The sequence below is a fragment of the Pseudomonas sp. SCPG-7 genome (assembly GCF_002156405.1).
GTDB classification, from domain to species: domain Bacteria; phylum Pseudomonadota; class Gammaproteobacteria; order Pseudomonadales; family Pseudomonadaceae; genus Aquipseudomonas; species Aquipseudomonas parakoreensis.
On record NZ_MVOO01000001.1, the window covers coordinates 865753 to 885321 of the forward strand.

At 61.3% G+C, this 19569-nt stretch carries 17 protein-coding genes; 8 read left to right on the forward strand and 9 right to left on the reverse strand.

Annotation, left to right across the window (positions count from 1 at the left end; genetic code table 11):
* From B1722_RS03955 to B1722_RS03975, 5 genes are all read left to right on the forward strand, one after another.
* Positions 1-1575 carry an ABC transporter ATP-binding protein gene (locus B1722_RS03955; protein WP_086791447.1) on the forward strand — a complete coding sequence of 525 codons (1575 nt, stop codon included), beginning with the start codon at positions 1-3 and terminating at the stop codon, positions 1573-1575.
* A 169-nt stretch (positions 1576-1744) separates the two neighbouring features.
* On the forward strand, positions 1745-3160 hold the full coding sequence (locus B1722_RS03960; protein WP_041064559.1) for a sigma-54-dependent Fis family transcriptional regulator: 1416 nt from the start codon (positions 1745-1747) through the stop codon (positions 3158-3160).
* A gap of 283 nt (positions 3161-3443) precedes the next feature.
* Positions 3444-4835, forward strand: coding sequence for a GntP family permease (locus B1722_RS03965; protein ID WP_027612663.1), 1392 nt, complete (start codon positions 3444-3446; stop codon positions 4833-4835).
* Between the two features lie 7 nt (positions 4836-4842).
* Positions 4843-5616 (forward strand): 3-hydroxybutyrate dehydrogenase, encoded by a 774-nt coding sequence (hbdH, locus tag B1722_RS03970; protein WP_086791449.1) that lies wholly within the window; start codon positions 4843-4845, stop codon positions 5614-5616.
* A gap of 167 nt (positions 5617-5783) precedes the next feature.
* Positions 5784-7739, forward strand: coding sequence for an acetoacetate--CoA ligase (locus B1722_RS03975; protein ID WP_086791451.1), 1956 nt, complete (start codon positions 5784-5786; stop codon positions 7737-7739).
* 22 nt (positions 7740-7761) lie between these two features.
* On the opposite strand, the gene B1722_RS03980 is transcribed toward B1722_RS03975, so the two are convergent.
* Positions 7762-8874, reverse strand: a complete 1113-nt coding sequence (locus B1722_RS03980; RefSeq protein WP_086791453.1) for a PilT/PilU family type 4a pilus ATPase — start codon at positions 8872-8874, stop codon at positions 7762-7764.
* Between the two features lie 133 nt (positions 8875-9007).
* Here B1722_RS03980 and B1722_RS03985 point away from each other — a divergent pair, with 133 nt between their 5' ends.
* Both B1722_RS03985 and B1722_RS03990 read left to right on the forward strand, forming a co-directional pair.
* Positions 9008-11557, forward strand: coding sequence for a PAS domain-containing sensor histidine kinase (locus B1722_RS03985; RefSeq protein ID WP_086791455.1), 2550 nt, complete (start codon positions 9008-9010; stop codon positions 11555-11557).
* 39 nt (positions 11558-11596) lie between these two features.
* On the forward strand, positions 11597-11872 hold the full coding sequence (locus B1722_RS03990) for a peptidylprolyl isomerase (RefSeq protein WP_003225447.1): 276 nt from the start codon (positions 11597-11599) through the stop codon (positions 11870-11872).
* A gap of 109 nt (positions 11873-11981) precedes the next feature.
* On the opposite strand, the gene B1722_RS03995 is transcribed toward B1722_RS03990, so the two are convergent.
* From B1722_RS03995 to B1722_RS04030, 8 genes are all read right to left on the reverse strand, one after another.
* Positions 11982-12917: a sugar kinase gene (locus tag B1722_RS03995; RefSeq protein ID WP_086791457.1), complete on the reverse strand. Its 936-nt coding sequence runs from the start codon at positions 12915-12917 to the stop codon at positions 11982-11984.
* 139 nt (positions 12918-13056) lie between these two features.
* Positions 13057-14271: an amino acid deaminase gene (locus B1722_RS04000; protein ID WP_086791459.1), complete on the reverse strand. Its 1215-nt coding sequence runs from the start codon at positions 14269-14271 to the stop codon at positions 13057-13059.
* A 43-nt stretch (positions 14272-14314) separates the two neighbouring features.
* Positions 14315-15079, reverse strand: coding sequence for an IclR family transcriptional regulator (locus B1722_RS04005; protein ID WP_041064579.1), 765 nt, complete (start codon positions 15077-15079; stop codon positions 14315-14317).
* Between the two features lie 171 nt (positions 15080-15250).
* A complete protein-coding gene (locus B1722_RS04010) occupies positions 15251-15640 on the reverse strand; it encodes a RidA family protein (RefSeq protein WP_007912330.1) in 390 nt (129 codons plus the stop codon).
* Between the two features lie 29 nt (positions 15641-15669).
* Complete coding sequence (locus B1722_RS04015; RefSeq protein WP_041064592.1) at positions 15670-16467, reverse strand: amino acid ABC transporter ATP-binding protein; 798 nt, start codon at positions 16465-16467, stop codon at positions 15670-15672.
* On the reverse strand, positions 16464-17126 hold the full coding sequence (locus tag B1722_RS04020) for an amino acid ABC transporter permease (RefSeq protein ID WP_041064595.1): 663 nt from the start codon (positions 17124-17126) through the stop codon (positions 16464-16466). The genes B1722_RS04015 and B1722_RS04020 overlap by 4 nt, the downstream gene beginning before the upstream one ends.
* A gap of 9 nt (positions 17127-17135) precedes the next feature.
* Positions 17136-17798: an amino acid ABC transporter permease gene (locus B1722_RS04025; RefSeq protein WP_003225455.1), complete on the reverse strand. Its 663-nt coding sequence runs from the start codon at positions 17796-17798 to the stop codon at positions 17136-17138.
* A gap of 51 nt (positions 17799-17849) precedes the next feature.
* On the reverse strand, positions 17850-18698 hold the full coding sequence (locus B1722_RS04030) for a transporter substrate-binding domain-containing protein (protein WP_086791461.1): 849 nt from the start codon (positions 18696-18698) through the stop codon (positions 17850-17852).
* Positions 18699-19034: 336 nt separating this feature from the next.
* Between B1722_RS04030 and B1722_RS04035 the strand changes: the two genes are divergently transcribed.
* A complete protein-coding gene (locus tag B1722_RS04035) occupies positions 19035-19463 on the forward strand; it encodes a co-chaperone YbbN (protein WP_041064602.1) in 429 nt (142 codons plus the stop codon).
* The last annotated feature ends 106 nt before the right edge of the window (positions 19464-19569 follow it).

A 19569-nucleotide genomic window follows, 5' to 3' on the forward strand; every position in this document is an offset into this window, starting at 1 on the left:
ATGACTGATAACCTGATCGAAATCCGTGACCTCAATGTCGCCTTCCATGGCCAGCCGGCGGTGCGCAACCTGTGCCTGGACATCCGTCCCGGTGAATGTCTGGCGCTGGTCGGGGAGTCGGGTTCTGGCAAGTCGGTGACCGCACATTCGATTCTGCAATTGCTCCCCGAAAGTGATGCGCAAACCACAGGCAGCATTCGCTATCGCGGCCAGGAACTGCTCGGTGCCGATCCGAAGGTGCTGCGGGAACTGCGCGGCAACCGCATCGCAATGATCTTCCAGGAACCGATGACCTCGCTCAACCCGCTGCACACCATTGAAAAGCAGATCGGCGAAACGCTGCTGGTGCATCGCGGTCTGGGCGGTAAAGCGGCGCAACAGCGCATCCTTGAACTGCTGGAACTGGTGGGCATTCAAAAGCCCAAAGAGCGCCTCAAGGCCTATCCGCATCAACTGTCCGGCGGCCAGCGGCAACGGGTGATGATCGCCATGGCCCTGGCCTGCGAGCCGGAACTGCTGATTGCCGACGAGCCAACCACCGCGCTGGATGTGACGGTGCAGCGCAAGATCCTGCTGCTGCTCAAATCCTTGCAACAACGTCTGGGCATGTCGCTGCTGTTGATCAGTCACGACCTGAATCTGGTGCGCAGCATCGCGCAACGGGTGTGTGTGATGAAGGCTGGCGAAATCGTAGAGCAAGCCCCGTGCGAAACCCTGTTTACCGAGCCAAAGCATCCTTATAGCTGTGTGTTGCTCAACGCCGAACCGGAAGGCGAAGCCCTGCCCCGGGACGAGCGCGAGAACGTGCTGGAAGTCGATGATCTGCGGGTTGAGTTCATCGTCGGTGGCGGGCTGTTCCAGCGTAAGCAATACCTGCGTGCAGTGGACGGCATCAGCCTGAATATCCAGCGCGGCAAGACCCTGGGCATTGTCGGCGAATCCGGGTCAGGGAAATCGACCCTGGGCCAGGCGATTCTGCGGCTGCTCGATTCCGAGGGCAGCATTCGCTTTCAGGGCACCGCCCTTGATGGCCTCGATCAGAAGCAGTTGCGGCCGTGGCGCCGGCAAATGCAGGTGGTGTTCCAGGACCCGTTCGGCAGCCTCAGCCCACGGATGTCGGTGGCGCAAATCATCAGCGAAGGGCTGGAGGTGCATTGCCAGTCCAGCGCTGAAGAGTGCGATACCCAGGTGATCCGCGTGCTCAAGGAAGTAGGTCTCGATCCGGAAAGCCGTCATCGCTATCCGCACGAGTTTTCCGGCGGTCAGCGCCAGCGCATCGCCATCGCCCGGGCGCTGGTGCTGAAACCGGCACTGATCCTGCTCGACGAACCGACCTCGGCCCTTGATCGTACCGTGCAGAAACAAGTGGTCGCCCTGCTCCGCGACCTTCAGGAAAAACACGGTTTGACCTACCTGTTCATCAGCCACGACCTGGCGGTGGTGCGGGCGCTGGCGCATGACATGATCGTGATCAAGGACGGCAAAGTGGTTGAGCGCGGCGCCAGCCATGAATTGTTCGACTCGCCGCAGCATCCTTACACCAAAGAGCTGTTGGCAGCGGCGCATCCGGGGTAGGCATAATCGGCGCTTGCCTTGATACCGGGTCGCAACATTCGCTGGCAAGCCAGCTCCCACAGGGATTCGGGTTGTACCCAAATATGGGGTACCCCAGAGAAACCTGTGGGAGCTGGCTTGCCAGCGAAGAGGCCCGAACAGACAACCCAAATTCCGGATCCGCCAACCCATGAACACCACCGAAAGCCTCAAGGACTACCAACGCGTGCGCACGCTGGCGATCCGCTCGCTGTTCGAGATCATCGAGCAGTCCAGCGAGGGCACGGTGATTGTCGATCGCGATGCCAACATCGTCTGGATGAACGAGCGCTATGCCCGGCGTTTTGGGCTGGAGTCGGCAAAAAAAGCCATCGGCAAACCCTGCGAAAGCGTGATCCCCGGCAGCCTGCTGCGTGAAGTGGTGCGTACCGGCCGCCCCATTCTGCTGGACATGCAGGACACGCCAAAAGAGCCGTTGGTGGTGATGCGCCTGCCGATCCACGACGACGCCGGCGCGGTGATTGGCGCTATCGGTTTTGCCCTGTTCGATGAGTTGCGCACGCTGTCGCCGATGCTCAAGCGCTACCTGAGCATGCAGGAAGAGCTGGCCTCGACCCGCTCGCTGCTGCGGGCCCGGCAGACCAAATACAACTTCGCCCATTTCATCGGCACCAGCAGCGCCAGCCTCGACGTCAAACGCCGCGCCCGCCGCAGTGCCAGCACCGAATCCCCGGTGTTGCTGCTCGGTGAGACCGGCACCGGCAAGGAGTTGCTGGCTCAAGCGATTCACAGCGCTTCGCCCCGGGCGCACAAGGCGTTCGTCAGCATCAACAGCGCGGCGATTCCCGAAGCGCTGCTGGAAGCCGAGTTCTTCGGCACTGCGCCTGGCGCGTTTACCGGCGCTGATCGCAAGGGGCGTACCGGCAAGTTGCAGATTGCTCAGGGCGGGACGCTGTTTCTCGACGAGATTGGCGACATGCCGTTGCCGCTGCAAAGCAAACTGCTGCGGGTGTTGCAGGAAAAGGAATTCGAACCGGTTGGCTCCAACGACGTGATCCAGAGCGATGTACGGGTGATCGCGGCGACGTCGACCGATCTGCAAGCGGCGATCAAGCGCGGTGAGTTCCGCGCCGACCTGTATTACCGCCTCAACGTGCTGCCGATCCAGGTTCCGCCGCTGCGCGAGCGTCTCGATGACTTGCCGGCGCTCAGCGAAGCGATCCTTGAAGAGTTGCGCAGCCAGCACGAGCTAAGCCGTACAGCGCTGGATCTGCTCGGGCAACATGCGTGGCCGGGCAACATCCGCGAGTTGCGCAACGTGCTGGAACGCGCGGCGCTGCTCAGCGATGACCTGATCCTCACCGAACAGGATATTCGCGCGGCCATTGGCGCCTTTACTCCGGTTGAGCGCCCATCGGTGCCGACGTTGGAGCCGTTGGCGGAAGAGACTTTTGCCCAGGCGCGGCAGCGGTTTGACCGGCAGTTGATCCAGTCGGCACTCGCGCAATGTGCGGGCAAGGTGCCGGAGGCGGCGGCTCGGCTGGGGTTGGGGCGGTCGACGCTGTATAAGAAGATGCTGGCCTTGGGCATCGCCGAGTCTCAATAAAGAGATTTAGTCTCGCTAGCGAGACATTTACTTCAAGATCAAAAGATCGCAGCCTTCGGCAGCTCCTACAGGGTTGATACGGAAATCCCATGTAGGAGCTGCCGAAGGCTGCGATCTTTTCGCCTCTAAAAAGTCTCACTATCGAGACTTCGTCTCTAACAGCTGATCGCAAAACCCGATAAAACCCTTATATTTCAACAAGTTGAATATCTGGCACAGATCTCGCTAAAGCCTCTCCTGCACCCGCAACACCCACAAAAATAACAATCCCTGGAGACACTCCATGAGTGTGATCATTGCCTTGGCAGCCCTCGCGCTGCTGATGCTCGCCGCGTACCGTGGCTACAGCGTCATCCTCTTCGCCCCGATTGCCGCCCTCGGCGCTGTCCTGCTCACCGACCCCTCCGCCGTCGCCCCTGCCTTCACCGGGGTATTCATGGAGAAAATGGTCGGTTTCATCAAACTGTATTTCCCGGTATTCCTGCTCGGCGCCGTGTTCGGCAAGTTGATCGAGTTGTCGGGGTTCTCGCGTTCGATCGTGGCCGCAGCGATTCGCTTGCTCGGCACCCGTCAGGCGATGCTGGTGATCGTGCTGGTCTGCGCCCTGCTCACCTACGGCGGCGTGTCGTTGTTCGTGGTGGTGTTTGCGGTGTATCCGTTTGCCGCCGAGATGTTCCGTCAGAGCAACATCCCCAAGCGCCTGATCCCGGCGACCATCGCCCTTGGCGCGTTCTCGTTCACCATGGACGCCCTGCCCGGTACGCCGCAGATTCAGAACATCATTCCCAGCACGTTCTTCAACACCACCGCATGGGCCGCGCCGTGGCTGGGAGTGATCGGCACGATTTTCGTGTTCTGCGCCGGCATGCTGTTCCTGCAGCGCCAACGCAACAAGGCCCAGCGCGCCGGTGAAGGCTATGGCACCGAACTGCGTAACGAACCGGAAACCGCCGAAGACCTGAAACTGCCGAACCCTTGGATCGCCCTCTCACCGCTGCTGGCGGTGGGCATCATGAACCTGCTGTTCACCCAGTGGATTCCGCAGTGGTACGGCAAGACCCACAGCCTCGCGCTGCCCGGCATGGCCACACCGGTAACCACGGAAATCGCCAAGCTCACCGCAATCTGGGCGGTGCAGGCGGCATTGCTGATCGGCATCCTGATGGTGCTGGTGTTCGGCTTCAAGGCGATCCGCAGCAAACTCGCCGAAGGCAGCAAAAGTGCGGTCAGCGGCGCGTTGCTGGCAGCGATGAACACCGCCTCGGAATACGGTTTCGGTGCGGTAATCGCCTCGTTGCCGGGCTTTCTGGTGCTGGCCGACTGGCTCAAGCAAATCCCCAATCCACTGGTCAACGAAGCGATCACCGTGACCCTGTTGGCGGGCATCACCGGGTCGGCGTCGGGTGGCATGAGTATCGCGCTGGCGGCGATGTCCGAGCAGTTCATCGCCGCGGCGCACGCGGCGAACATTCCGCTGGAAGTGCTGCACCGCGTGGCCGCGATGGCCAGCGGCGGCATGGACACCCTGCCGCACAACGGCGCGGTGATCACCTTGCTGGCGGTCACTGGCCTGACCCACCGCGAAGCCTACAAAGACATTTTCTGTATTACGCTGATCAAGACCCTGGCGGTCTTCGTAGTGATCGGTACTTTCTACGCCACTGGCATTGTGTGAGGTATTCATGACGACTCTTTCGGGCAAGACTGCACTGGTTACCGGTTCCACCAGCGGCATCGGTCTGGGCATCGCCCTGAGCCTGGCCAAGGCCGGCGCCAACCTGATTCTCAACGGTTTCGGTGATGCGTCGAGCGTGATCGCCGAGGTCGGCCAGTTCGGCGGCAAGGTCGGTCACCACCCGGCGGACGTCAGCGATCCGGCGCAGATTGCCGACATGATCGCTTACGCCGAACGCGAATTCGGCGGCGTCGACATTCTGGTCAACAACGCCGGGATTCAGCACGTGGCGGCCGTGGAGGAGTTTCCGGTGGAGCGCTGGGATTCAATCATCGCGATCAACTTGTCCTCGGTGTTTCACAGCACCCGCCTCAGCCTGCCGAGCATGCGCACCAAGGGTTGGGGGCGGATCGTCAACATTGCCTCGGTACACGGTCAGGTCGGCTCGACCGGCAAGGCTGCGTATGTGGCGGCCAAGCATGGGGTGATTGGTTTGACCAAAGTGGTTGGCCTCGAGACAGCCACCAGCAACGTCACCTGCAACGCGATCTGCCCCGGCTGGGTGTTGACGCCGCTGGTGCAGAAGCAGATCGATGATCGCGCTGCCAAAGGGGTCGATCCGCAGCAGGCGCAGCATGATTTGCTGGCGGAGAAACAGCCGTCGCTGGAGTTCGTCACACCGCAGCATCTGGGGGAACTGGTGTTGTTTCTGTGCAGCGAGGCTGGCAGCCAGGTGCGGGGAGCTGCGTGGAATATTGATGGGGGGTGGTTGGCGCAGTAAACGACGCAAGCCGCCTGTGGCGAGGGAGCTTGCTCCCGCTGGGTGGCGAAGCCGCCCCCGAGAATTTACGACTGCTGCGCAGCCGATCGGGAGCAAGCTCCCTCGCCACAGAATTAAGTGCTGCACGCTGACCTGTGTGCTTGAACAACAAAACAAGAGGCAAACCAATGTCCGACCTCCTCTGGCAACCCGATGCCGAGCGTATCGCCCAATCGCGCATGGATCAGTTCCGCCGCGATATCAATCAGCGTCATGGCCTGGCACTGAGCAGCTACACCGACCTGCACCGCTGGAGCGTGGATCAGCGCGAAGCGTTCTGGCAGGCGATCGTCGACTTCTTCGATATTCGCTTTCACACCCAACCCGACGCCGTCCTGCGTGAAGGCGCGCAAATGCCCAGTGCCGAATGGTTTCCCGGCGCGACCCTGAACTTTGCCGAACACTTGCTGCGCCGTCGTGACGATGCGGTCGCGGTGATCGCCGTGGCGGAAAACGGTCAGCGCGAGCAATTGACCTGGGCCGAACTGGCCGAACACGTCGCCGGTTTTCAGGCCAGCCTGCAAGCCGCCGGTGTTGGCCTCGGCGACCGGGTGGCCGCGTGCATGCCCAACACCTGGCAGACCCTGGTAGCGATGCTCGCGACCACCAGCCTCGGGGCGATCTGGTCGTGCTCGTCGCCAGACTTCGGCACCCACGGCGTGATCGACCGTTTCGGCCAGATCGAACCCAAAGTGTTGATCACATGCGCAGGCTACCGTTACGCCGGCAAAAACATTGATCAAACCACCAAGGTCAACGAAATCCTCGCGCAACTGCCATCGCTGCAGCAATTGATCATCGTGCCCTACGCTCGCGCGCAGGCCCGTGCCGAGGATTTCCACACCCGTGCCAACGTGACGTTGTGGAACGATTTCTACCAACCCGGCGGCGACCCGCGGTTTGTCCCGGTGCCGTTCAATCATCCGTTGTACGTGCTGTATTCCAGCGGCACCACCGGCGTCCCCAAATGCATCGTGCACAGCACCGGCGGCGTGCTGCTACAACATGCCAAGGAGCATGGGCTGCACGTCGATCTCGGCCCCGGTGACCGCTTGTTCTACTACACCACTTGCGGCTGGATGATGTGGAACTGGCTGGTCTCGGCCCTCGCGGTCGGCAGCGCGGTGGTGCTGTATGACGGCTCGCCGTTTCACCCCGGCCATGAGCGACTGCTGGATCTGATCGACGATGAGCGCATCAGCGTGTTCGGCACCAGCCCCAAGTTTCTCGCGACACTGGAAAGCAGCGGCATCAAGCCTGCGCACAGCCATGATCTGAGCAGTCTCAAAACGCTGCTCTGCACCGGCTCCGCGCTGTCGCCGCAAAGCTACGATTTCGTCTACCGCGACTTCAAGCGCGACGTGTGCCTGGCATCGATGTCCGGCGGCACCGATGTGGTCTCGTGCTTCGTCAACGGCAACCCGCTGTCGCCCGTGCGCCGCGGCGAAATCATGGGCAAGAGCCTGGGCATGGCGGTTGAAGTGTGGAACGACGCCGGCGTTGCCGTGATCGGCGAAAAAGGCGAGCTGGTCTGCACTCGGCACTTCCCGGCGATGCCCGTCGGCCTGTGGCACGACCCAGACGGCGAAAAGCTGCGCAAATCCTATTTCAGCCTGTTCCCCGGCGTCTGGGCCCAGGGCGATTACGCCGAACAATTGCCCCACGGCGGGATGCTGATCCATGGCCGCTCCGACGCCGTGCTCAACCCCGGCGGCGTGCGCATCGGCACGGCGGAAATCTATCGTCAGGTCGAGAAGGTCCCGCAGGTGCTGGACAGCGTGGCGATCGGGCAGCAATGGCAGGACGACGTGCGCGTGGTGCTGTTCGTGCGCCTGCAGGACGGAGTGACGCTGGATGACCATCTGCAACAGCAGATCCGCCAGGTGATCCGCGCCAACACCACGCCGCGCCACGTGCCGGCGAAGATCGTTGCTGTGAGCGATATTCCGCGCACCATCAGTGGCAAAGTGGTCGAGCTTGCCGTACGCAATGTGGTGCATGGCGAACCGGTGAAGAACACTGATGCGCTGGCCAATCCTGAAGCGCTGGAGCAGTTTCGCAATCGCCCGGAGCTGTCGGACTAAACGCTCCCACAGGGGTGAGGTGTTAATCCATCAAGCCCCAATCGCCTGATGATGAAGGCGCGGGCGCCGGGCCCGCTTCGGCATGCAGTTTCAAACGCAGGCGCAGATTGTTTTGTGAATCGGCATGCTTGAGCGCTTCGTCTTCACTGATCACGCCCTCCACCACCAGCGCATACAGCGCCGCGTCGAAGGTCTGCATGCCGACCTCGCCGGACTTCTCCATGATGCCTTTGAGTTCGCCCAACTCGTTGCGGCGGATCAGGTCGGCGATGGTCGGGGTGCCGAGCATCACCTCGACCGCCGCCCGCCGCTGACCGTCCAGCGTACGCACCAGCCGTTGCGAGACGAACGCCTTGAGATTGTTGCCCAGCGCATGCAGCAACTGAGGGCGGCGCTCTTCGGGGAACAGATTGACGATGCGGTCCAGCGCCTGATTGGCGTTGTGCGCATGCAGCGTCGACAGCACCAGATGCCCGGTATCGGCGAACGTCAGCGCATGTTCCATGGTTTCGCGGTCACGGATTTCACCGATCAGCACCACGTCCGGGGCCTGGCGCAGGGTGTTTTTCAGCGCCGCATGGAAACTGCGGGTATCGACGCCGACTTCGCGTTGATTGATGATCGAGCGCTTGTGTCGATGGATATACTCCACCGGGTCTTCAATGGTGATGATGTGCCCGCTGCTATGGCGATTGCGATGGTCGATCAGTGCGGCCAGCGAGGTCGACTTGCCGGAGTCGGTGGCGCCAATGAACAGGATCAGCCCTTGTTTGAGCATCACTGCATCCAGCAGCACCGGCGGCAGTTTGAGGTCTTCGAAGCGCGGGATATCGAGTTTGACGTTGCGGATCACGATTGACACATCGTTGCGTTGCTTGAAGATGTTCAGGCGAAAACGTCCGACACCGGTGCGGGAAATTGCCAGGTTCATTTCCAGTTCCCGATCGAACTCACGCCGCTGCTCGGCGTCCATCAGGGAGTTGGCGATGGCCTCGACCTCACCGGGTTTGAATGGCCGCTCGCTGAACGGCGTCAGCACGCCATCGATACGCGCACTGGGTGGCGCTCCCGTGGACAGAAACAGATCCGAGCCGTGCTGGCTCGACAGACGGAGCAACAGTGCATCGATTTCCATGGCAATAAGCACCCGCGAAGCATTCAATGAACAGAAATGACCCGCTGTCGTGACGTAACGGGTCATACAGCGTCTACCGCAAGTGCAAGAATAGTAGATGCCAACGCACTGACCGACGCTCAGGATAGATGTGATGAACGCAGCACCCACCCCCGATGACGCCCAAGCCCTGATCGCCCGGATCGACTGGAGCCGCACTCCGCTGGGCGCCGCCGGCACCTGGCCGCAAAGCCTGCGCACCGCGGTGGATATAGTGATTCACTCGCCGATGCCGATGCTGCTGTTGTGGGGGCCGCAGCTCACGCAGATCTACAACAATGGCTTCGCGATGCTCGCCGGCAGCAAGCATCCGCACGCTTTCGGACAGCCGGCGCACCTGATATGGCCAGAACTTCAGGACTTTACCGACCCGATTTATCGAGCCGTCCTACAAGGCCAGGTGCGCACCTACAGCGAACGGCGATTTACCCTGCAACGCGAAGGCAAGGAGTCCGACTTCTGGCTGGACCTGACTTACAGCCCCATCCGCGATGAAGATGCGCAAGTGGCCGGAATTCTGGTCACGGCCATCGAAACCAACGAGCGCCGGCGCATTGCCCTTGAACTGCAACGTCGTTCCGAAGAAAGCCTCAAGGCCCAGCGCGACACCGAGGAGCGCCTGCAACTGGCGCTGGCCGCTACCGATGCAGTCGGCACCTGGGACTGGGACATCGGTGAAGACCGCTTCATCGCCGATGCCCACTTCGCCCAACTGCATGGCATCGATCCGGCGCTGGCCAGTCAGCTGCCGATCAGCGATTACCTGCAAGGGGTGCACCCCGAAGACCGCGCGTTGATCGCCCGCAGCATCAAGCATTGCATCACCCACGGTACCGAATACGCCGAGGAATACAGGCTGCTCAAAGCCGACGGCGAACTGCGCTGGGTGTTTGCCCGTGGCCGCTGTTACAAGGATCACCACGGGCGACCCGTGCGTTTCCTCGGCGCCGCGCTGGACCTGACCGAGCGCAAGCACACCGAGCAGGCGCTGCGTCAGAGCCAGACCGAATTGCAGCTGATCATCAACGCGATGCCGATCCTCATCAGTTACGTCGACCACGAAGAGCGCTTCCGCTTGAACAACGCCGCGTATCTGGACTGGTACGGCCTCACGCCTCAGGAATTGTATGGCCGCACCATTCGCGAAGTGATCGGCGAAGAAGCCTACTTCCTGCGCGCGCCGTACATCGCCGAGGCGCTGGCCGGGCGTCCCTGCTCGTTCAGCCTGTACACCCCGCACCGCGACGGCAGCAGCCGTCATGCGTTGATGAATTACCTGCCGCGCCACGGCGCCGATGGCTCAGTCAACGGTTTCTATATTTTCGTGATCGACGAGAGTGAACGGAAAAAGACCGAAGAAGCGCTGCGCAACCTCAATGAAACCCTTGAGGAACGGGTCAGCGCCCGTACCGAACAACTGGCCCAGGCCAATCAGCGCCTGCAGAACGAGATGTTCGAACGCGAGCGCGCCGAAGATGCGTTGCGCCATGCGCAGAAAATGGAAGCGGTCGGCCAGCTCACCGGCGGTATCGCCCATGACTTCAACAACATGCTCACCGGGATCATCGGCAGCCTCGACCTGATGCAACGCTACATCGCCGACGGTCGCGCCGATGAAATCGGGCGCTTCACCGAAGCGGCGGTGTCGTCGGCCAACCGTGCAGCGGCGCTGACTCATCGCCTGCTGGCGTTCTCTCGTCGGCAGTCGCTGGACCGCAAGACCCTCAACGTCAACGAACTGATTCATTCGCTGGAAGATTTGATCCGCCGCACCAAGGGCGACCCGATCGAACTCACGCTGCGCCTGGCCGACGATGTGTGGCCGATCAGCACCGACGTCAGCCAACTGGAAAACGCCCTGCTCAACCTGGTGATCAACGCCCGCGACGCCATGCCCGACGGTGGCGAGTTACTGATCGAAACCGCCAACGTCTATCTCGACGGCAACGACATCACCACCCTCGAACCGGTCAAGGCCGGCGACTACCTGATGCTGGCGGTCAGCGACAACGGCACCGGCATGACGCCATCAGTGCGCGCCAAGGCCTTCGATCCGTTCTTCACCACCAAACCGATTGGTCAGGGCACCGGGCTCGGACTGTCGATGATTTATGGTTTCGCCCAGCAGTCGGGCGGCCATGTCAGCCTCGACAGCCTGCCGAACCAGGGCACCTGTGTGCGCCTGTACTTGCCGCGCCTGAACCTGCTGGAGCCCGAACGGCCAGTCGTGGAAACCCTCAGTGCAGCGCCGACGGCCACTTGCGGCGAAACCGTGGTCGTGGTCGAAGATGACCCGGCGGTGCGCATGCTGGTGCTCGACCTGCTCAAGGAGCTGGGTTACCTCGCCCACGAAGCTGCCGACGCCAGCGCTGCCCTGCCGCTGCTGGAATCGGAGTTGCGTGTGGATCTGCTGGTGACCGACGTCGGCCTGCCGGGGATGAATGGCCGGCAACTGGCGGAAATCGCCCGCCAGCATCGCCCGGGACTGAAGGTGCTGTTCATGACCGGTTATGCGCAGAAAGCTGCGGAGCGTCAGGGTTTTCTCGAGGACGGCATGGACATGGTGGCCAAGCCGTTTTCGATTGAAGTGCTGGCGAACAAGATCCGCGAGATGATCAACCAAACGCCGTCACTTGAGGCATAATCCCGCGCCCCGCCGTCACCCCGTTACAGGTATCGCACGATGAAAGCCCAAGCCCGCCACATTCTGGTGAAAACCGCCGAAGAGGCCGAACAGCTCAAACAACGCATTGCCAAGGGCGAAGCGTTTGATGTGCTGGCGAAGAAATACTCGACCTGCCCGTCCGGCAAGCGCGGCGGCGATCTGGGTGAAGTGCGGCCGGGGCAGATGGTCGGCGCGATTGATGCGGTGATCTTCAAGAAACCGTTGCGCACGGTGCACGGACCGATCAAGAGCAAGTTTGGCTATCACCTGGTGCAGGTGTTTTTCCGCGATTGACCTGATTGCCCTGTTTCCCTGTAGGAGCTGCCGAAGGCTGCGATCTTTTGATCTTAAAAAAGCAAAATCAAAAGATCGCCGCCTTCGGCAGCTCCTACAGGGATAGTTGTCAGTCCTTAGAGATTAACGCTCCCGGGAACTGGATGACCCGACTCGCCAGTAAATGCCCAGCCTGCGCCGCTTCCACCGGACTGCCACCCGACAACCGCCTGGCCAGATACACCGCACTGAACGAATCCCCCGCCGCTGTCGTGTCCACAACCTTATCGACCTGCTGCGCCGGCACTTCGAACGCCTCGCCATCACAACGAATCAGACATGCCTCGGCGCCGCGCTTGAGCACCACTTCCGAAGTGCCGATCTGCGCGTACGCCTCGAACACCGCATCGCAGTCGGAAAAATGGAACAGTGCCTGCTCGTCATCGACGGTCAGCAATGCCAGATCGACATGCGGCAACACACTGCGATAGGCCGCCCGCGCCTCTTCCTGTGACGCCCACAAACGTGGCCGATAGTTGTTGTCGAAGACGATCCGCGCATCGCGCTGGCGGGCTTCGATCAGGGTCTGGATCAAGCGTTCGCGGCCCTTCGCACCTAACACTGCGAGGGTGATGCCGCTGAAATACAGCACGTCGTAGTCCGGCAGCGCCGCCAGAATCGGCTCCGCCGCCGGGGTGGTGAAGCAATCGCGCACCGCCGCCTCATTGCGCCAGTAGAGGAAACGCCGCTCGCCGTTGGCGTCGGTCTGAATGCAGTACAGGCCCGGCAAACGACCGGGCAGACGCTGCACGAGATCCAGGCCAATGCCTTCGTCAGCCCAGCTTTGGCACATGGCATCGCTGAAGCTGTCATCGCCGAGCGCGGTGACGTAATCGACCTGGGCTTTGTCGCCGAGGGCGCGGGACAGATACACCGCCGTGTTCAAGGTATCGCCGCCGAAGCTTTGCTGCAGGCTGCCGTCGGCGCGGTGCTGGAGTTCAATCATGCATTCGCCGATCAGGGCGATGCGCGGGGTGTTCGGGCCCAGGGGGCTGAGGGTGGTCATCGGGTGGCGTCTCTGCTGATTCGGTGGTGTTTGATCCGGCCTCATCGCTGGCAAGCCAGCTCCCACACAATCTTCACAGCTCATGAGATCCCTGTGGGAGCTGGCTTGCCAGCGAATCGCCGCAACGCGGTCTCAAGCCTTAGAAACAAGTCTCCATGTTCTCGACCACCGCCAACTGCTCATCCACCAACAACCCCACCCGCCACTTGTCGAAGGTCAGGCACGGGTGCGAGGTGCCGAAGGAAATGATATCGCCGACCCGCAACTCAACCCCCGGCGCCACGCTCATGAACGCATGCTGGTCCATCACCGCCGTCACCTTGCACGCGCCGACATCGTCGCCGACCGCCGGCACAACGCCGGCCTTGTAACGCAGCAACGGCACCGGCAAACCGGCATCGAATGCCACGTCGCGCTTGCCGAGGGCGATCACCGCAAAACCCGGTTCCGGCACCGATTGCACGTGGGCCCAGACTTCCAGCGCCGGACGCAATCCTTCGTGCAGATCGCTACGACGATCCAGCACGCAGCACTGCGCTTCCTTGTAGATACCATGGTCGTGGGCGACATAACTGCCCGGGCGCAGCACGCTGAGGAAGCGGCCGCCCGCATTCTGCGCTTCGAACGACTCGGCGATCAGGTCGTACCACGCCGAACCCGAGGCGGTGATGATCGGCTTGGCAATGGCAAACGCGCCGCTGTCCTGCAACTGCACCGCCAGCCGCACCAGCGACGCAGCAAATTCGCGAATGCCGCTGACCGCGTGATCGCCGTGGATCACCCCTTCGTAACCTTCGATGCCGGTCAGGGCCAGCGCCGGTTGCGCGTTGATCGCCTGGGCCAGTTCGATGACTTCCTGTTCGCTGCGGCAACCGCAGCGGCCACCGACCACGCCGTACTCGATCATCACGTTCAACTTCACGCCGCGCGAAGCGAAGTAGGCGCCCAGATCGGCGACGTTGTCCGGGTGATCGACCATGCAGTAGAAATCGAAATCCGGGTCTGCCAGCAGATCGGCAATCAGCGCCATGTTCGGCGTGCCGACCAGTTGGTTGGCCATCAACACCCGCCGCACGCCGTGGGCATACGCGGCGCGGGTTTGGGTCGCGCTGGCGAGGGTGATACCCCACGCGCCGGCGTCGAGCTGACGCTGGAACAGCGCCGGGGTCATGCTGGTTTTGCCGTGGGGCGCGAGCTCGGCGCCGCTGTCGCTGACGAACTTCTGCATCCAGCGAATGTTGTGCTCCAGCGCCTCGCGGTGCAGCACCAGCGCCGGCAGGCTGACGTCACGCACAAGGTGCGCGCCAATGGCAGCGGCGCCCTTTTCCACAGCGGTATTGATGGCAGTCGTCATGGTCAAACTCCTCGCATTCAGTCGCGGCCGCAGGCAGCCGCGGTTATTCGTTGATACGCCGGGCGAGGCTGTTGGCGCTCTCGATCAGCACCCGGCGATAGTCGTCGTAATTGTTTTTCGCATCGGCCCGTGGGGCGACGATGCACAGGGTGCAGATGGCCACACCATTGGGGTCTTTGACCGGCGCGGCGAAGCAATGGGTGAAGGTGTCGGCCACGCTGTCGAAGGAGAAGAAACCGTCGATCCCGGCCTGCCGAATTTCCGCCAGAAAGCGCTCCAGCGGCAGGCGTTCGCCGTCGGGCAGGATGTAGTCGTCCTCGTCGATCAGGTCGATGATCTGCTGGTCGCTCAAATGCGCCAGCAGCAGGCGTCCGGATGCAGTCCACGGGATCGGCGCGTTTTCGCCGATGTCGGACGAAATGCGGAAATGCCGCTCGCCCTCCTTCATCAACGCCACCGTGTATTTGCGCCCGTTGAGCAGGCACATCTGCGCGGTTTCCCGGGTCTGGCTGACGATATCCTGCAAGGCATGATCGGCCTCGCGGCTGAGGTCGAAATGGCGCAGGTGCGCCTGCCCGAGGAAGTACAACTGGCGACCGAGATAGACGTGCCCGTCCTTGCCCACCGGCTCCAGAATCCGTCGTTCCAGCAGCGACGCCACCAGTTCGTAAACCGTGGATTTCGGGCTGCCGATACCGTTGGCGATGTCATTCGGACGCAGCGGCTGGCCGATCTCCTTGAGGAAATCGAGGATATCGAACGCCCGGTCCAGACCACGGGCCCGGCGTTTGATCGTGTCTTCGGTCATGTCAGTGGTTCCCAATGAAAGTGCCGGGAGTTTACCGAGAGTACGGCGGCGACCGTTAGGCCGCCATCGCGGGCAAGCCACGCTCCCACAGGACTGATGGCGTGCATGCATTTTTGGCAAAACACAGAACCCTGTGGGAGCGTGGCTTGCCCGCGATGGGTGCGACTCGGTTCAGGCCTTTTTCTTGTACGCGATGCAATCGATCTCGACCTTGCAATCGACCATCATGCTCGCCTGCACACAGGCCCGCGCCGGGGCATGTTCAGGCTTGAAGTACTCGCCGAAAACCTTGTTGAAACTGCTGAAATCCCGGGGATCGTCCAGCCACACCCCGGCCCGCACCACATCCTCCAGGCCATAACCGGCCTCTTCGAGAATCGCGATCAGGTTCTTCATGGTCTGGTGGGTCTGCTCGACGATGCCCCCAACGATGATCTCGCCATCCACTGCTGGCACTTGGCCGGACACGTGCAGCCAGCCGTCCGCTTCAACGGCGCGCGCGAAAGGACGTGGCTGACCGCCAGCGGCCGTGCTGCCGGTGCCGTATCGAGTAATGCTCATGGGTACTTCTCCTGATTACAAAGCAAAAATTAGAACCGCGTGCTCTTGAGAAACTCAGCCAGACGCGGTGATTGCGGGCGTTCGAACAGCTCCTTGGGAGGCCCCTGCTCTTCGATCCGCCCCTGATTCATGAAAACGATCTTGTCCGAGACCTCGAAGGCGAAACGCATTTCGTGGGTCACCAGCAGCATGGTCATGCCGTCTTCGGCCAGCCCCTTGATCACGTTCAGCACTTCACCGACCAGCTCCGGGTCAAGGGCCGAGGTGACTTCGTCGAACAGCATCAGGCTCGGGTTCATCGCAATCGCCCGGGCAATCGCCACGCGCTGTTGCTGACCGCCGGACAACTGCCCGGGAAAGTGATTGCGCCGCTCCAGCAGGCCGACCCGCTCCAGCCATTTCTCGGCCAGCGCGACGGCTTGGTCCTTGTGCATCTTCTTCACCTTGAGCAGACCGAGGGTAACGTTCTGCAAGGCGGTCAGATGCGGGAACAGATTGAATTGCTGGAAGGCCATGCCGGTCATGGCGCGATGACGGGCGATAACTTTTTCGGCGTGACGCACACGTTTACCGCCGACCTCGTCATAGCCAATGGATTCGCCGTCGAGCAGGATCTGCCCGCCCTGGAACTCTTCGAGCATGTTCACGCAGCGCAGCAAGGTGGTCTTGCCCGAACCGCTGGAGCCGATCAGGGTCACGACGTTGCCGCGCTGCATGCTCAGGTCGACGCCTTTGAGCACTTCGACCGCACCGTACTGCTTGTGCAGGCCACGGATGTCCAGCAGCGGCTGGCCATTTGAAACGTTGGAAACTTGAGCTTGAGTCATGGCAGGGCCACCCGCTTTTCAATGTGCCGGCCGAGTAATTCGATGCCGTAGTTGATGACGAAGAACAGAAAACCGGCGAACAGGTAGAACTCCAGAGTCATGAAGGTCCGGGCGATGATCTGTTGGGTGCTGAGCAGCAGTTCGGCGACGCCGATCACCGAGAGCAAGGTCGAAGCCTTGACGATTTCGGTGGACGAGTTGACCCAGGTAGGCAGGATCTGCCGCAGCGCTTGTGGCAGCAACACATAACCGAGGGACTGATAGAACGTCAGGCCAATCGCTTTGCTCGCTTCCATCTGCCCACGCGGCAAGGCCTGCAAGGCACCGCGCACGATCTCAGCAACGTGCGAGCCGCAAAACAGCGTGAGGCCCAGCGCACCGGCCTGAAACGCGCTGATCTGCCAACCGAGCGCCGGCGCCATGTAGAAGCAGGCCAGTACCAACACAAACACCGGCGTACCGCGAATCAGGTCAACGTAAAAACGAAACGGCGCGCGCATCCAGAACTTGCCGTAAGTCAGCACCAGACCGGCGACGACGCCGAGCAGCGTGCCGAACAGAATCGCCAGCGCCGACACCTGCACACTGGTCAGAAACCCTTGCAACAAGGTCTCGCGAGCGACCCACAACTCATGCAACCAACTGGGGGATTCGTACATCGCAGCCTCCTATCGGCGGATTGCCAGACGCTGCTCGAGGTAACGCAGCAGCATGGCAATGAGGTAACAGGCCGCGACATACAACGCCGTGGTCACCAGCCAGGTTTCGATCACCCGGTAGCTTTCGACGTTGATCTTGCGCGCGTAGTAGGTCAGCTCCGGCACTGCAATCGCGGCGGCCAGCGAGGTGTCCTTGAACAGCGAAATGAAGTTGTTCGACAGCGCCGGCAACACGTTGCGCAGCATGACCGGCACGGTCACGTAAGCCTTGACCTGCCACTCACCGAGACCGATTGCCAGCCCCGCTTCGCGCTGGCCTTTGGGGATGCTCAGCAAACCGCCACGGAACACCTCGGTCAGATAGGCACCGGCATACAGCGACAACGTGATGATGAACGACGGGATCTTGTCCAGACGGATCCCCAGGCTCGGCAAGGCAAAGTAGATCAACAGAATCAACACCAGAATCGGTGTATTACGCACCACCGTGACGTACACCGAGGCCAGCACCCGCAAGGCGCGATGCTTCGAGAGCAAGGCAAACGCCATCAGCAGGCCGATCACGCAGCCGATGGCAATCGACACCAACGCCAGTTCAAGACCCAGACCGAGCCCCGCCAGCAAGGTGTCGAAATCGCGCCACACGGCAGCAAAGTTCAACTGATAGTTCATGGTCAGCAGTACCTTGAGCGGGGCGATTTGTATCGCCCCACTCTCACGGGATCATTTGAATTCGACAGGGAAACCGATCGCCGGCGACGGCAGGTCGACACCGAACCATTGCTTGAAGGATGCCGCGTAAGTCGGGAACTCAACGCCGGTCATGGCTTCATGCAGAGCGGTGTTGACGAAGTTCAGCCAATCCTGATCGCCGCGTTTGACTGCGCAGGCGTAGGTCTGCGGGCTCCACGCGTAGGTCGGGCTGCGGTAGCGGCCAGGGTTCTGCACCATCAGGTACTTGACCGACGACTGATCGGTAGCAGCGGCATCGGCGCGACCGGAATTCACCGCCTGATACATCAGATCGACACTGTCGTACTGATCGACCTTGGCCTTGGGCAGCGCCTGGTGCACCAGTTCTTCGGCGTAGACGTTTTGCAGCACGGCCACCGTGACGCTGTCACCGGCAGCCTGCAGGTCTTCGATTTCCTTGTACTTGCTGTTGGCCGGCAGCAGCAGGCCGACGCCTTCGCGGTAGTACGGCAAAGTGAACGCCACTTGCTGCGCACGGCTGGCGGTAACGGTGATGAACTGGCAGCTCATGTCGACCTTGTCGGTCAGCAGATTGGGAATCCGCGCATCGGACGACTGCACGACGAACTCGACCTTGTTCGGGTCATTGAACAAACCCTTGGCCACCATCCTGGCGATGTCGATATCAAAGCCCTGCAACTTGCCGTCCGCACCCTGAAAGTGCCACGGCGCATTGGTGCTGCCGGTGCCGACAATCAGCTTGCCCCGGGCCAGAACACTGTCGAGTTTGCTGTCGGCTGCCTGGGCCATGCCCATGGCAGCGGACGAAGCCGCAAGAACAAAAACACACGCTTTGAACAACGAAGGACGGCGATGCATGGCAAGCACTCCAGGATGATGTTTATTCCGCTATACCGGAATACGGTTTGTTACTACGGAATAGACAGCAGAAAGTGTGCCATAGGAATGGCGGGGAATCTGTAGTGGATTGAAATGTTTTTGGAATCAAAGGGATGCGAATAGCATCAGGAAGGTGTTACTCGCTGTGGATTTCTCAGGCGCTACCGTGGGCCACATCGCTCGGGTACTCGGGCCACATTTGAGTGCGCACTCACCGAAAACGCGCACGGTCTACTGTCAACTCTGACAGTAGAGGAAAGCTGCCCATGGGATTAGCGTCAGCAACGTTGAGAATGCGTCTTCAAGGAGGTTCCCATGAGTTCGACGACTCGCTTTCCAGACCTGCCTGCTACCTACCGCAAAGCCCTGAAAACCTGGCGCCCGGTGATCCTGTACTTCGCCAATGAACACTGTCCTGCCTGCGAGTTCGCCGGGCCGATTTTTCGTCAGATTGCCGAGCCGTACCGGCATCGCGCCAATATCTACATGCTTAACACCCGTGAGTCGCCGCGCCATCCGTTGGTCACCGGCACGCCGACGGTGCTGTTCTACAAGAACGGCAAGTTGCTGAAGAAGCTCAAGGGCATCGGCACAGAGGAAACACTGGCGGCGGACTTTGCCCGGCATATTGGCATGACCAGGGCACCGGTGGTGCAGCAGAAACCACGACATGACCTGCCGTGGTTGCGCCGCACATTGAGCAGGCTCTGCACAATCACGCGTGCGCATCGGCGGGTGATTTGAGGCAGTGCATTTCCCGTAATCGTTACGGCGTCTGACACATCGCTTTCGCGGGCAAGCCCGCTCCCACAGGGGTCAACGTTGTTCACACATTTCGTGTACGACGCGT